This window comes from Chryseobacterium sp. GVT01B (assembly GCF_019970045.1).
Lineage (GTDB): Bacteria > Bacteroidota > Bacteroidia > Flavobacteriales > Weeksellaceae > Chryseobacterium.
In genome coordinates this window covers 409290-424666 of the sequence record NZ_JAHXYI010000003.1, presented here as the reverse complement: position 1 = coordinate 424666, position 15377 = coordinate 409290, and the positions used below count along the sequence as shown (strand labels likewise).

The window sequence follows — 15377 nt, the reverse complement described above, 5'->3', positions numbered from 1 at the left end:
AAGGTGGGCTAAAGCTCACTGCTATTGAATATTTATTAATTCATTTAGATTCCTACAGAATGACAAATATTACGCTTTATCTATCCGTACACTTTGTCATTCCGAAGGAATCTCACCATTACTTAAACACTTTAAGCATTATTAAAAATTATAAATAATTCAAAATTAAAATACTTATTTAAATAGTATTGAGTTAGCCAATTCCATTTCTTCCTCATTAATAGAATGTCCGAAATTGGCATATACTTTTTCTGTTACCTCAGCGTTCATTTCTCTTAAAATATTGGCTGTAGCGTATACTCTTTCTACAGGAACGTGAAAATCAGGATTGCTGGTTCCCAGAAAAACAGGGGTTCCGGCAAAATCTCCTTTATAGTTTTCACGATTGATCTTATCACCTATCACTCCACCAATAATAGCTGCTGCTCCACCGAACTTCTGAGCATTACGGGCCAGAAATTCAAGGGTAAGACAGGCGCCCTGAGAAAATCCGAAAAAGTATATATTTTCTGGTTTAATTCCTGCGTTTACAGCTGCTTTTACTGTTTCTTCAACCATTTCAATGGCTGATGACAACCATGGTTCGTTTTGCTCTACCGGGGCTATAAATGAAAAAGGATACCAGGTGTGATTCAAAGCTTGCGGGGCTAATAAAGCATAGTCTTTTACATTTAAATGTTGAGATAAACTCAGAATATCCTGAGCGCTTCCTCCACGTCCATGAATCATAATCAAAGCTTTTTCTGCCTGATTCAATGGAATTCCTGCTGTTTTTATATTTAAAATATGACTCATTATTTCTATCTGAATTTTTCTGTTGGATAATTAATTACGGGAAGAACTTCTGTCAGACGTTCTCTTCTTTTTTCAAACTGCGGCGGCAACTGCAAATCTTCTCCTAAAAACGCGGCTTCTTCATCTACATCGAACCCGGGACCTGAAGTAGCAATTTCAAACAAAACTCCACCCGGCTCTTTAAAATATACGGAGGTGAAATATTTTCTGTCTTTTACTTCAGTATGCTCCAGACCATATGCATTTAAGCGTTTTACCATTTCAAGCTGAGATGCTGCATCCGGAGTAGCAAATGCTACATGGTGAACGGTACCTCTTCCTGCCAATCCTTTCAATGCGCTGGGTGTAGAAAGCAGATCTACATATTTCCCCGGCATATTCTCTGTTCCCAATCTCAGTCTGTCAGGAGTTTCCTTAATTACTTTATGATCCATCTGAGTGGTCAGAAGAGCGGCCGTTCTTTGATAGTCATCCTGCCAGATCTCTACGTGATGGATTCCTTTAATGGCATAATCTTTAGGAATATAACCGTTGTAATATCCTTTTCTTTCGTCTTTATCATTAAAAACCAATTCCAGTCCTAACCCGTCAAAATCTTCAAGATAAATAAAAACTTCATCCGAGAATCTTTGCTGCGGCTGTTTAAAAGGAATATTAAACTGTTCCAGACGGCTCATCCAATAATCCAGAGCATCTATAGAAACTGAAAATGCCGTTGTATTGAGCATTCCTTTACCATGTCTTCCGTTGATCAGATCCTTACCATACGGAAAAGTAGTCATAATCGTTCCCGGTGTTCCATATTCATCCCCGAAATAAAAATGATAAACATCCGAGTAATCAAAATTAACCGTTTTTTTGACCAATCGAAGTCCTAAAACTCCGGTATAAAAGTCTATATTTTCCTGTGCATTTCCGGTAATTGCCGTAACGTGATGCAGTCCTGTGATAAGTTTCATTCTGTTGATAATTGTTAATTGATTATTATGATAGCATGCGAGATTTGGGGTTCGGGTTGATGCTTTCGAGAGCAGTTTTATTCATCTTTTGTCTTTCACCTTTGTTTTTAGCTTGAGACTCTCAACCCCTCAAATCCCCAATCCTCAAAATGTCAAGATTCTTTTACAAAGGTTACATAAAAAATTTAGATTCCTTCGGAATGACAAAGTGGACGGATAGATAAAGTGCATAGTTTGTTCATTACGTAGGAATCTACGCTCCCACCCTTGTACTCTCATACGCTCTCGCCCTCTTGCCCGAAAACTCGCATCCCGAATCCCAGCTCTCAAACTCACTAGAGTTCTTCCTTCAACCAAACATCATTGTATTCTTCCGGATGACGTTTGAACTGTGCGTGAACATACGGACACAGTGGCAGAATCTTTAAATCATTTTCTCTTGCATAGGAAACCAGTCTTTCCAGTAAGATTTTAGCAAAGCCTTTACCTTCATATTCCGGATTTACTTCAGTATGATAAACCGTCAGTTTTTTTCCAATGACTGAAATATCCATTTTACCTGCTTTTTTATCGTCTGAGAAAAGCTGGATCTCCCCTTTTCTTCCTTCTAAAACTATTTCTGTTCTTTCCATTTTTTTGTTTTTAATTCTTAATTCAAAATTAGCATTTTTATCAGTGCTGGCCGATGATCTATGATAAGTTCGGAAGTACTCCTTCTATTTTCTCACGCATTCCTTCATACTGTGCAGGAAGCTTCAGGTTGGCTCCCAACTCATTCAAAGGTTCATCTACTGTGAATCCCGGGTTATCGGTTGCAATTTCAAATAAAACTCCTCCCGGCTCACGGAAATATAATGAATAAAAATAATCTCTGTTGATTTTCGGAGTGATGCTCAATCCTGCAGATAATACTTTCTCACGATATTCCATCAGAACATTGTCATCTTTTACCCTGAAGGCAATATGGTGATTGGTTCCGGCAGCGTTTCTTCCGGCAGGAATTGTACCATTCTCAATAATATCTATAAGGTTAGCCGTGTCAATTGCATTAGTGGCGAATCTGTATCTTTCTCCTTCCTGTTTCTGCAGATTGTACCCTAAAACATCAGTCAGAACTTTGATCGTAGGATCTGCTTTTTTTAAGGTTAAAGTTACATTATGGAAACCTTTCAAGGCATATTCATCCTTGATATCATCAGTTGTCCATACTTTTCTGCTGTCTTCACTTGCAGGTTCTACAAACTGTAACTGAAGACCGTCCGGATCTGTAAAAGAAATCATTTTTTCTCCAAAAACTTCTGCTTCTTCTATGTTTACATTAAAGCTTTGTAAACGGTTTTTCCAGAATTCAAGGCTTCCTTTGGGTACTGAATATCCAATGTGCGTAGCCATTCCACTTCCGTTGTTTCCTTTACCAATTCCTTCCCATGGAAAGAAAGTAAGGATGGTTCCCGGTGTTCCGTTTTCATTCCCAAAATAGAAATGATAAGTTCCCGGATCGTCAAAGTTTACCGTTTTTTTAACCAGTCTTACTCCTAAAACCTGAGTATAAAAATCTAAATTTCTTTTGGCGTTGTCTGCTATTGCAGTAATATGATGCAGACCTAATATTCTATTGTCCATTGTCTTTAATTTTTATGCTAAATTACAGTGAACAGAAATGCTGCGCATTTAACTAGTTTAATAAATGTAGATGCTTTATTTCGGTTAACATTCTTATTATACTTTTTAAATAAGAAATCACCTTTACACAATTCTTAAAAATTTCATTTTATTTTATCTTTTCCATAACATCAATTAAGATATGATTTCAGCATTATTTGAATAGAAAAATATAAAATAAATGTATTTTTTAAAAAATAAATTGAAAATTAAAACACACAATAATGTGATTTATAATACATTAAATCATTAACAATAAATTAATATTTAAAATGTCTACTTTTTTAGTGGACTAATAGAAATTATATTATATATTTGCAAACGTATTCAGGAAATAAAACAAAATGAAGGCAGAATTCAAAAATAATTCAATTAAGAGACATACCATCAAAAATATGATGAAGGATATCTGTATGCCTGTGCATCAAGAATACTGTGGTTGACCTTACTTTTATTTAGACATATTTTAAAGGCTTTACCACGTGGTAGAGCCTTTTTTTATTGAACACAACAACATTAAAAAAAATAAAAATGAACAATTCTAAAAACAAATGGTTGATTCCATTGGCTTTTACAAACATCTATGTGATATGGGGAATTACGTTTTTAGCTATTTCATTTGGCTTAAAAGGTTTTCCGCCATTTATTCTTTCAGGATTAAGATTTCTGGTTGCCGGGATTCTGATGATAGGATATCTGCTTTCTAAAGGAGAAAAAGCAAATTCACTGATCAACTGGAAGAAAAATGCAATTACCGGTATTCTTATTCTTACCGGAGGAACAGGTCTTGTAGCCTGGGGAGAACAATATGTAACGGCTTCAGAAGCGGCAATTTCTATTGCAACCGGCCCGTTCTGGTTTATTGCAATCGACAGAAAAAACTGGAAATATTATTTTTCAGATAAATTTATTCCGATAGGATTGGCCATTGGATTTGCAGGATTAATTATGTTTTTAAAAGGCAGTGTCAATTCAAATGCAGCGCATGCCGTTGCTGACGGAAATCTTCGTATTACGGCATTTGTTGTATTAGGTCTAAGTTCCATCGCATGGGTACTGGGATCTTTATATTCAAAGAAAAATCCAGCTTCTCAATCTACTTTTATGAATATCGCTCAACAGCTTATAGTAGCGGGATTAGCTTCATTTTTAATTGCTTTTATAAGAAAAGAATGGACTGGTTTTTCAGTTTCTGCTGTTCCATTATCGGCATGGTTTGGAGTCCTATTTTTGATCTTCTTTGGATCGATAGTCGCTTATTTGTCGTACATTTGGCTTCTGTCCGTAAAACCCGCTGCCTTGGTAAGCACCCACACCTATATCAATCCTATTGTAACAGTGATTGCAGGGTGGATTGTTGCCGGCCAAAGCATCAATGGAGGTCAGCTGTATGGCTTGTTCATCATATTGCTGGGAGTACTTCTAACGAATGTCACCAAGTATTTCAGACTTTCAAAACGGTCAAAGGTAAAAATCAGAAGAGTAAGAAGATTTTTTAACAGAGCAGGCAGACCATATCAGCCTATTTAAACAGTATACAAAATCAGAATGATAGAGATCAGAAACATATCGAAAACATTTCACCAGAAAAAACAGTCCTTTAAGGCATTGGATAAGGTGAGTTTAAATATAGAAAAAGGAGATATTGTAGGAATCATTGGTTTTTCGGGTGCAGGAAAAAGTACCCTGATCCGTACCGTAAATCTATTGGAAAGACCGGATGAAGGACAAATTATTATTAATGGAAAGGATTTTACCAAACTTAGCTCCAAACAATTGGCTGAGGAACGTAAAAAAATCGGGATGATCTTCCAGCATTTCAATCTTCTTTCTTCAAGAACTGTTTTTGATAATGTGGCTCTTCCTTTGGAACTGGATCACAGCAGTAAGGATGAAATCAACAGAAAAGTCAACGAACTACTGAAGGTCGTAGGGCTTGAAGATAAAGCCAATGATTATCCCAGAAGTCTTTCGGGTGGACAGAAACAGAGGGTAGCTATTGCAAGGGCTTTGGCCAATGATCCTCACCTTCTGCTTTGTGATGAAGCAACCAGCGCATTGGATCCTGCTACAACGCAATCTATCTTACAACTTTTAAGAGATATCAATCAGAGACTGGGAATTACCATCCTTTTAATTACCCACGAAATGGAAGTGATCAAAGCGGTCTGCAACCACGTTGCCGTGATCGACAAAGGAAAATTATTAACAAAAGGAACTTTAAGCGAGATTATTTCGGACAAAGAAAACCCGATTATCCGCCAGTTTATAAATTCAGACATCATGACCCTGCCACAGGAACTCAGCAGCAGACTGCAGAAAGAACCAAAAGAAGGTTTATTTCCGCTGGTCGAAATAGAACTTAATGAAAACATCAGTGTTGAACAGATTCTTTCAACATTATATAATCAATATAAAATCCCTTATAAGCTTCTAAAAGCAGACGTAGAGTATTTTGGAGATTCCAATTTCGGAAAACTTCTGCTGCAGCTTCAGGGTGAGGCCGAAGAAAACCAACAGGCGATCTATTATTTCAACCAAAATAAAATTCAAAATACAGTAAAAGGATATGCTTAGTGATACGGTAATTGCCCTTTTGGCAAAAGGAACCTGGGAAACGGTTTATATGACATTTTTATCCGGATTTTTTGGATTTGTACTGGGCCTTCCGGTAGGAATCATGTTATTTTTAACCAGAAAAGGACAACTGCTGGAAAATGCAGCCTATCATAGAGGATTATCTATTCTGGTTAATATTTTCCGTGCTATTCCTTTTATTATTCTGATCGTGTGGATGATTCCTTTTACCAGGATTCTGGCGGGAACTTCTATTGGAGTAAATGCAGCTTTAGTTCCGCTAAGTGTGGGTGCAGCTCCGTTTATTGCAAGACTTGTGGAAAACAGCCTTATTGAGGTTCCTCATGGTCTTATAGAAACGGCAAGAGCACTGGGCGCTTCTCCTTTACAGATTATCAGAAAAGTATTGCTTCCTGAAGCACTTCCTTCTTTAATCAACAATGCTACAATCACTTTGATTACGTTGGTAGGTTATTCTGCGATGGGTGGTGCTGTAGGTGCGGGCGGACTTGGACAGGTTGGTTACCAGTACGGTTATATCGGCTATGATATTGTCATTATGAATACGGTTTTGGTTCTGCTTGTTCTGCTGGTTTTCATCATCCAGTTTATGGGTGATAGGTTGTCAAAAAGATTTGATCACAGGTAGTTTTGAGTGAGAGAGTTTGAGGGCTTGAGAATATGAGAGTATAGAAAGTTATTAATTTAGTCATTTTGTTCTCTGTCTTAATCCATTTTAAATAAAAAATAGAATGAAAAAAATAAAAATTTTTGGTGTAATAGCTGCAGGAATATTACTGTTCAGTGCTTGCTCAGGAAGAAAAGATGATCCGAACTTTATCCGTGTGGGGATTACCTATGGTCCGGAACAGGAAATTGCTGAGGTTGCCAAAAAAGTAGCTAAGGATAAATATAATCTGGAAGTGGAGCTTATTCCTTTTAATGATTATGTAGTTCCCAATGAAGCCCTGACAAACGGAGATATTGACGCCAATGCTTTTCAGCATCTTCCTTATCTGACAGAACAGTCCAAGCAGAGAGGATACAACCTAGTACCAGTAGGAAATACATTTGTCTATCCTATTATAGCCTATTCAAAAAAGATTAAAAATATCAGCCAACTGCAGGAAGGCAACACGGTCGTTATTCCTAATGACCCAACCAATGGAGGACGCTCCCTGCTTCTTCTGCAGAAAGGCGGTCTTCTGAAATTAAAAGCAGGTGTAGGACTTCTGCCAAAAGTAACAGATATTACAGAAAATCCAAAACAGCTGAAGATCATGGAAATTGAGGGAGCACAGATTCCAAGAGTTTTAGATGACAGAGACGTTGTTGTGGGGATTATCAATAACAATTTTGCAGCTCAGGCAGGATTAGATTCTGAAAAACAGGGAATCCTTGTTGAAGATAAAGACTCACCCTATGTGAATCTGGTGGTAGCAAGACAGGATAATAAAAACAGTCAGAAAGTAAAAAACTTTGTAAAAGCCTACCAGTCGCCGGAAGTGGAAAAGAAAGCCAAAGAGATTTTCAAAGGCGGGGCTGTGAAGGGATGGGATTAATGAGTTGGAGGGTTTGAGAGTGGATGAGTTTGAAATGCGAGGTTCGAGGCGCGCGGTTTCGGGATGAGAGTATGAGAGTAGGAAGGTTTGAGATTGTAAGAGCGTAGATTCCTTCGGAATGGACAAACTACACGCTTTGCCTATATGTCCACCTTTTCATTCCGTAGGAATCCAGACACTATGTTTAGAGCGTTGTAGAATTCGAGGTAAGAGTTTGAGAATAGGAAGGTTTGAGATTGTAAGAGCGTAGATTCCTTCGGAATGGACAAACTACGCGCTTCAACTATACGTCACCTTGTCATTCCGTAGGAATCTAGACACTGTGTTTAGAGCGTTGTAGGATTCGAGGTGCTTTTCCACCTATCAACTTCTATTTATATTTTTCGCCATTATGAATACAATATTCAACAATGAGCTGTCTGCAAAATATGTGAACAGTTTTTTTATTCATTAAAATTTATTTTCTCAATTTGAGATAATAAAAAATTTTCTCTATTTTTGCTTTTAATCAAATAGAAAGGCATCATGTTAAAGAAAACCGTCATTATAAGTTTATTCACCTTTATTTCTGCTTCTTATATGGCTCAGACTAATACTACCCTTCCCGTTTACTTAGATGAATCCAAACCTGTAGAACAGCGTATTCAGGATGCATTATCAAGAATGACACTGGAAGAAAAAGTGGCAATGCTTCATGCACAGTCGAAATTCAGTTCACCTGGTGTTCCAAGATTGGGAATCCCGGAATTCTGGACCACTGACGGTCCTCACGGGGTACGTCCGGAAGTAATGTGGGACGAATGGGATCAGGCCGGATGGACTAACGACTCCATTATCGCCTACCCTGCCCTGACTGCTTTATCTGCTACCTGGAACAAAAAAATGTCATGGAACTATGGGAAAGCCTTGGGTGAAGAAGCCCGCTACAGAAAAAAAGATATCCTTCTGGGACCTGGAGTGAATATTTACAGAACTCCGCTGAACGGAAGAAATTTTGAATATATGGGTGAAGATCCTTATCTGACCTCAAAAATGGTAGTTCCTTACATCAAAGGGGTACAATCTAATGGCGTGTCTACTTCTGTGAAACATTTTGCCCTGAACAATCAGGAAATGTTCCGTCATACGAGCAATGTGAATGTAGATGACAGAGCGCTTTATGAAATTTATCTTCCTCCCTTCAAAGCAGCGGTAACAGAAGGTGATTCATGGACAATCATGGGGGCTTACGATATGTACAAAGGTCAGTATGCCAGCCAGAATCAATATCTGTTAAATGATATTTTAAAAAAGGAATGGAAATATAAAGGGGTTGTAGTCTCCGACTGGGGGGCTGTAAACAACACAGAACAGGCGATTCACAACGGTCTTGATCTGGAATTCGGATCGTGGACCAACGGACTTTCTGCCGGAACTAAAAATGCCTACGACAATTACTATCTGGCAAAGCCTTATCTTGACCTGATTAAAGCTGGCAAAGTAGGTACTACAGAACTTGATGATAAAGTAACAAGATTACTTCGTCTTGCCTATAAAACAACCATGAACCGCAACAAACCTTTCGGGAATATCGCTTCAGAAGAGCATAAAGCGGTTGCAAAAGAAATTGGTGAAGAAGGAATCGTTTTATTAAAAAATCAGGGAAATGTTCTTCCGATTGATCTTAATAAAGCTAAAAAAATAGCAGTTATTGGAGAGAACGCTATTAAAATAATGACTGTTGGAGGGGGTTCTTCATCTTTAAAAGTGAAATATGAAGCTCTTCCATTAGACGGAATTAAATCCAGGTTTGGAAAGCAGGCTGATGTACAATATGCGAGAGGTTATGTAGGAGATATCGGAGGTGAATATAATGGCGTAAAATCCGGACAGGATTTAAAAGATACCCGTTCCGAAGCTGAATTACTGAACGAAGCTGTAGAATTGGCAAAAAAATCAGATTATGTGATTTTCGTTGGAGGTCTGAATAAAGCCGACTTCCAGGATAGTGAAGGAAACGACAGAAAGAGCTACGGACTTCCTTATAATCAGGATCATGTGATCTCCGCGTTGGCAAAAGCCAATAAAAACCTTGCCGTTGTTCTGGTGTCCGGAAATGCTGTAGCTATGCCGTGGATTAAGGAAGTTCCGACCATTTTACAGTCGTGGTATCTGGGGTCTGAAGCGGGAAATTCAATTGCCTCTATTCTGGCAGGTGACGCGAATCCGTCAGGAAAACTTCCATTCACATTCCCTGTAAAACTTGAAGACAATTCAGCTCATCAACTTGGAGAATATCCTGGACAGAAAGATGAATTGACTGCAGGAAAAGGTAAAGATCAGAAAAACCCTATCAATATCACTTACAACGAAGGCGTTTTTGTAGGCTACCGCTGGCATGATACTAAAAATATAAAACCTCTGTTCAGTTTCGGACATGGATTGAGCTATACGACTTTTGAATTCGGAAAGGCAAAAGCAGACCAGAACACCATTTCACAGGATGGTAAAATTACGTTTACAGTAACGGTGAAAAATACGGGTAAAAAAGCAGGTGCTGAAGTTGCCCAGCTTTATATCAGTGATTTAAAGTCATCAGTTCCGCGTCCTGCAAAAGAATTGAAAGGGTTTGAAAAAGTATATCTGAACCCTGGAGAACAGAAAGAAGTTACTTTCACCATTGATAAAACAGCTTTAAGTTTCTTTGATGCTCAAAAACATGACTGGGTAGCTGAACCGGGAGACTTTGAAGCACTGATTGGAAATTCTTCCGATGCCATTAAAACAAAAGTGAAATTTACACTTAAATAAAAACTGAGAGTTAAGAGTATAAACTCTATTTAATAATTATTTGATAGAATGCAAACAGATTCCAAATTGGGATCTGTTTTTTATTACCCCAGACCAAACAATTTTCTCTATGCTCAAATTACGAAATCTGTAAGCTGTTATTTTTTTAACGCAAAAGAGCGCAATTCTTTTGGAAATAATTTTATGAAAAAAGTTCGCAAAGACGTTACACTCAGCAGAGACAAATACTCAGTTGCTAAGCGAAGTGCCGCTGCGACCGAAAAAGTATATACTGTAATTCAACTTTGCGAGCATTGCGTTTATACAGCAACTAATGTTCTACACTGTATGTGCGCCTTCTGATAAACCATGCGTTTATATGGTTCATAAAAAAGCAGACTCCAAATTGGAACCTGCTTTTATTTTTATCTGACAAATCTTGAATTACTTTCCGCCGCCGCCGTTTTTCTCAACATCGGTTTTGGTATTTTCTTTTACCTTCTGGTTTCCGAAGCGCTTCACAAACGTAAGAGAAACTCCGTACCAATCCCATTTTGAATACTCTCTGAAAGTCCCATCCTGGCTGTAAGTAGTGTTATCACCATAAGGTCTTTTAAAAATATTCATCAGCTGCATACTCAGCTCCATCTGGGTTTTCGGGAATATTTTGGTGACTGAAATATTGTGGAAAACATTGGTATTGTTTGCGTATGAATTTCCGTTGTTCTGATTGGCAAGTTCCACCCACGCACTCAGGTTAATATTTTTATTGAACAGATTAGTATAAGATACATTCGCAGAGGCTCCCCAATAACTGATATAGTCTTTAGCTCCCAGCTTATTTTTCTCATTAAAATCTTTATTATTAATATAGTACCAACCAAATCCTGCATTGACATTCAGTTTATTTTTCAGGAAATTTTGATTGGTATTGGCGAAAAGATAATATTTTTCAACTTTTCCATCAAAGTTTCCTGGTAATGAAACTGTTCTGCCATTTTCCGTTACATAAGTAGTCCAGTAATCCTGATTGGTATGCATATATCTTGCAGAAATAAAATACTTTTTCAGAATTCCGAATTTCAGATAAAGTCGGTCATTCGGATTGGGGTTCAGATAAAGGTTTCCTCTGGAATATGTTCCGTTAATTTCAGGCATTACAAAAGGATTAAACTCAGAATACCACGGTCTCCAGATGCTTCGGTTATAGGTAAGACTCAAATCAAATTTCTCTGAAAAACTATATTTTAGCAATAGATTGGGAAGAAAAGTTCCATAAGAATCTTTTCTCTCTGTACCCGCCACATCCTGTGTTACTTTATAATCAATGTATTCATATCGGATTCCGACTCTTGTTTCCAGCTTTTCGAAAAATGTTTTGCTGTAATTGGCATATAAAGAGCTCAGATGATCTTCATAATGGAACCTGTCATTCTTGGATAGATTAGCATATTCCGGTGTGGCATTATCAATACTGAATCCATAGAGCCTGTTAGGAATAACATGATTATTCAATTCGGTTTTTCCTCCCACTTCCATGGTTCCGCCTGTCTTACCAAAAGGATGGGTATAATCAATTTTCAGATAATAATTACGCATTTGGTTTGTGCTGATAACTCCCAGCTGCTGATTGGTAATCACACCCTGCTTATTAATTTGTTTGTAAATCAAATTATCATTATTATCGCTTGAATAATTGGTACCCAAATTAATATCTAGAATCCTGTTCTTTTCTTTATCATAGTATTTATAGAAAGCATTGGTTCCTAAATTTCGGCTGAATCCCCAGTTATTCTGGCTTTGAAGAAAAGATTCACCGGGATCACCGTCTTTTCTGGTCATCCCGTCAGACTCTGCAGAAAGTAAATTTCTGTTCTGTGAATACTCCAGTACAAATCCGAAATTATTTTTATCATTGATTTCAAACTCTGAGGTAGAAGAAAGAGAAGGACTCTCATTTCTCATCACATTTTCCAGATTGAACTGCGTAAGCTTATTACCTTCAAATCGGTTATCCCAGGTCTGGGTTTTCTGCACATACGTTCCGTTATTATAACTTCCAATAAGGGTTTGGGTAAACTTTTTCTTGTGGTAATTCAGGTTAAAATTCGTGTATTGCGAATTTTTTGTACTTTGTCTGTTGTTCAGCGAGATACTTCCTTTCAATCCCTCATCATCTCTCTTTTTCAGGACAATATTGATTACAGAACCTGAAGTCTCATATCTTGATGAAGGGCTGGTAATGACTTCAATTTTCATCAGGTTATCAGCAGGAATCGTCTTAAGATATTCCTTTAATTCCTTCCCTGTAAAAACTGATTTTCTATCATTGATGTATACGGTGACCATCTGCCCTTCGGCTTTTACATCATCATTATTATCTATGCTTACCAAAGGCGTCATCCTAAGAACGTCCCATGTTGTATTTCCTGCCAGAATTGCACTGTTAGCTACATTAAATACAGTTCTGTCTACCTTAGATTCTACGGTTGGTTTTCTGGCAACCAGAGTTACCGCTTCTATTTCTTTTGTATTTCCTTTTACAGTATCCTTTGCTGCCGCGGCCTGAGCCTGCTGAGCCATTGCAAATGAACCTGCTAATATTGCTATTGGAAATAAGATTACTTTCATGTGAAATTATAGTTTTTTCTATAAGACCATTATCTTCACAAGTTTGTTACATCAAAAAGTAAAAAAAATAAAATAAATCCTTAATTCCCAACAAGATATAAACTAAAAATAAAAGCATAAATTTAAAAACAATAAAAAATTTTCAATAAACCAACATAATAAAAATCACTTCCGTAATAAATATTCTTAAAAACATATTTTATCTGTAATTTAAATTTTATTGAAAAAACTTTCTATTTTGTCCTTGATGAGTGAATCTTTTATGATGAAAATAAATTGTTCATTCATTAAATTCCAAAAGTCTTACCAACAAAAAAGCCCGGATCTCACCCGGGCCGCTAGCAATAGCAAATTTACAAGGAATAATATTAAAAAATATATGCTAGTTTAAATTTTCAAAATAATGAATAACGCCTACTTCAGGCAGACGACGCGGATCCTTATTAAAATCAGACTCTTTATTTTTGCTGTTTTCCAGAAAAGAATTACTGAAAAGCGCATAAGAAGGCTGCTCTGCCAGTCCGTTTTTCAAAAGTTGATGGGCTTCCACAATGGTTTTTCCATATAGCTTTCTAAAGTTTCCAATATTGTACTGTGAGAAAGATCCGTAATGAACAATAAACTTGAGAGCCAGATCAATTTGGGTGCTTAAACTCTTACTCAACTCCTCTATCTTCCTATTGAAGGCGCTTCTCATCTTCCACAGCATTTTGGAAATGCTCTGGTAAGACGGATTTTCATCATAACGGTAAAATAAAATGGCATCCCCCTCAATCTCGGAAATTTCAAAATACTGATCATTTACATCAATCAGTATAGACAATAACTGTCTTACAATATACTCGCCTGTATACAATTTTGTATTGAACACAAATTCGGTAAATCCGCTGAAATCCGGAATTAAAATGATCCCCTCCTGTATATTTGTCTTCATAATGATATGGATTAAAAACCTGCTTCATCATTACAGACGAAGCAGATTCAATTTTACTTTATTGCCATCCGCCACCTACTGAGCGGTAAAGTGCTGTTATAGCATTCAGTCTCTGGGTTTTCAGAGACGCCAGTTCCAACTCTGCCTGAAGTTTATTCGATTGGGCAATGATTACCTCTACATAAGTTGCTGAATTATATTTAAATAACAGATCAGCTTTCTTCACTGCCTCACCGGATTTCACAGCCAATCCTTCTGCAATTTTCTGCTGTTCTTCCAGTTTTTGGATCTGTACCAATGCATCAGAAACTTCAGCAACTGCTTTTAAAACAGATTGTTTAAAGTTGAGTTCCGCCTGATCAGCGACTACTTTAGACTGTTCATACTGTGTTTTCAACTGTTTTCCATTCAAAATCGGTTGTGCAACAGCTCCCGCCACCATTCCGAAAAGTGATCCCGGAACGCTGAACCATTTACTGATCTGGAAGGCGTTTACACCTCCCTGCGCTGTAATATTCAACGAAGGATACATGCTCATTTTGGCAACATGAATTGCGGCTGCACTTTTTCTTACCTCAAGTTCTGCTGTTTTAATATCCGGTCTGTAGCTTAATAATTCTGAAGGAACTCCCGCCGCGATATGATCCGGAGACTGTACATTGTTCAGGCTTGCACTTCTTTCAATTTTCCCAGGCATTGAGCCCGTCAGCAGACTCAAAGCATTTTCCTGGGTTGTCACAGAGCTTTCAATCGCAGGAATTGATTTCAGGATCTGATCTTTCACAATTTCCTGCTGCTGTACCGCCAAAGCCGTTGTTAATCCCAATTCCTGTTGTTTAGTGAGAAACTTCAGGGTATTATCAGCATAAGCCAGATTGGATTTTGTAATCTCCAGCTGGGTATCCAGCATCAGCAGGTTATAATATCCCTGCACTACAGCAGATACCACTTGTGTTTTTACCGCCTTTGCTGCTTCCTGCGTTTTGAGATATTCTGCCAAAGCCTGTTCTTTCCTTCCTTTGATCTTCCCCCAGATATCGGCTTCCCATGAAAAACTAAGGGAAGTTGTATAATCTTCCATATATCTTTTTCCCATGAACTGCCCGGCCATCATTCCATTCATACTGTTGTCTGAAGGACGGTTGATATTCGCATTGGCAGAAGCACTGATTGTCGGAATATTAGCCCATTTGCTTTGAGTATAAGCCAATGAAGCAAATTCTATCTGTTTTAAAGCGACCTGAAGATCATTATTCTGTACCATCGCTTTATCTATCAAGCCTACCAGAACCGGATCTTTGAAAAAATCTTTATAGCTGATTTTAGCAATATTTTCATTTTGATCCGAAACAATACTATCACTTCTGAAGGCTTCAGGTATTTTTACCTCAGGCTGTTCATATTTCTGTACTTTACAGGAAATTGCTGTTCCCGAAATGAACGCGATATATGCTATATTTTTAATTTTCATTTTTAAAATCATTTGAA

Annotated in this window: 12 protein-coding genes; 5 read left to right on the top strand and 7 right to left on the bottom strand. The window is 37.6% G+C overall.

Translation table 11 applies throughout. From position 1 onward, the window contains the following. Window positions 1-174: 174 nt before the first annotated feature. The 4 genes from LC457_RS08640 to LC457_RS08625 form a co-directional block, all read right to left on the bottom strand. The gene (locus LC457_RS08640) at window positions 175-795 is read right to left on the bottom strand and encodes an alpha/beta hydrolase (RefSeq protein ID WP_223599470.1); all 621 of its coding nucleotides are present in this window, start codon (window positions 793-795) and stop codon (window positions 175-177) included. 5 nt (window positions 796-800) lie between these two features. Further along, on the bottom strand, window positions 801-1754 hold the full coding sequence (locus LC457_RS08635; protein ID WP_223599469.1) for a ring-cleaving dioxygenase: 954 nt from the start codon (window positions 1752-1754) through the stop codon (window positions 801-803). A gap of 335 nt (window positions 1755-2089) precedes the next feature. Next, entirely contained in the window at window positions 2090-2386 is a 297-nt protein-coding gene (locus LC457_RS08630) for a GNAT family N-acetyltransferase (RefSeq protein WP_213280102.1), read from the bottom strand. A 58-nt stretch (window positions 2387-2444) separates the two neighbouring features. Further along, window positions 2445-3377: a ring-cleaving dioxygenase gene (locus LC457_RS08625; protein WP_223599468.1), complete on the bottom strand. Its 933-nt coding sequence runs from the start codon at window positions 3375-3377 to the stop codon at window positions 2445-2447. Between the two features lie 570 nt (window positions 3378-3947). Between LC457_RS08625 and LC457_RS08620 the strand changes: the two genes are divergently transcribed. The 5 genes from LC457_RS08620 to LC457_RS08600 all read left to right on the top strand — a co-directional run bounded on the left by LC457_RS08620 (window position 3948) and on the right by LC457_RS08600 (window position 10345). Next, entirely contained in the window at window positions 3948-4946 is a 999-nt protein-coding gene (locus tag LC457_RS08620; protein ID WP_223599467.1) for an EamA family transporter, read from the top strand. Window positions 4947-4964: 18 nt separating this feature from the next. Continuing rightward, window positions 4965-5993: a methionine ABC transporter ATP-binding protein gene (locus LC457_RS08615; RefSeq protein WP_223599466.1), complete on the top strand. Its 1029-nt coding sequence runs from the start codon at window positions 4965-4967 to the stop codon at window positions 5991-5993. After that, window positions 5986-6642 (top strand): methionine ABC transporter permease MetI, encoded by a 657-nt coding sequence (gene metI, locus LC457_RS08610; protein ID WP_223599465.1) that lies wholly within the window; start codon window positions 5986-5988, stop codon window positions 6640-6642. The genes LC457_RS08615 and metI overlap by 8 nt, the downstream gene beginning before the upstream one ends. A gap of 103 nt (window positions 6643-6745) precedes the next feature. Continuing rightward, window positions 6746-7555 carry a methionine ABC transporter substrate-binding lipoprotein MetQ gene (gene metQ, locus LC457_RS08605; protein WP_223599464.1) on the top strand — a complete coding sequence of 270 codons (810 nt, stop codon included), beginning with the start codon at window positions 6746-6748 and terminating at the stop codon, window positions 7553-7555. A gap of 579 nt (window positions 7556-8134) precedes the next feature. Then, window positions 8135-10345 carry a glycoside hydrolase family 3 C-terminal domain-containing protein gene (locus LC457_RS08600; RefSeq protein WP_374200543.1) on the top strand — a complete coding sequence of 737 codons (2211 nt, stop codon included), beginning with the start codon at window positions 8135-8137 and terminating at the stop codon, window positions 10343-10345. Between the two features lie 423 nt (window positions 10346-10768). Here the strand turns inward: LC457_RS08600 and LC457_RS08595 are convergent, their stop codons facing one another. The 3 genes from LC457_RS08595 to LC457_RS08585 form a co-directional block, all read right to left on the bottom strand. Continuing rightward, window positions 10769-12955 (bottom strand): outer membrane beta-barrel family protein, encoded by a 2187-nt coding sequence (locus LC457_RS08595; RefSeq protein ID WP_223599462.1) that lies wholly within the window; start codon window positions 12953-12955, stop codon window positions 10769-10771. A gap of 382 nt (window positions 12956-13337) precedes the next feature. After that, a complete protein-coding gene (locus LC457_RS08590) occupies window positions 13338-13889 on the bottom strand; it encodes a DUF2652 domain-containing protein (protein WP_223599461.1) in 552 nt (183 codons plus the stop codon). A gap of 58 nt (window positions 13890-13947) precedes the next feature. Then, on the bottom strand, window positions 13948-15360 hold the full coding sequence (locus LC457_RS08585) for an efflux transporter outer membrane subunit (protein WP_223599460.1): 1413 nt from the start codon (window positions 15358-15360) through the stop codon (window positions 13948-13950). Between the last annotated feature and the right edge of the window lie 17 nt (window positions 15361-15377).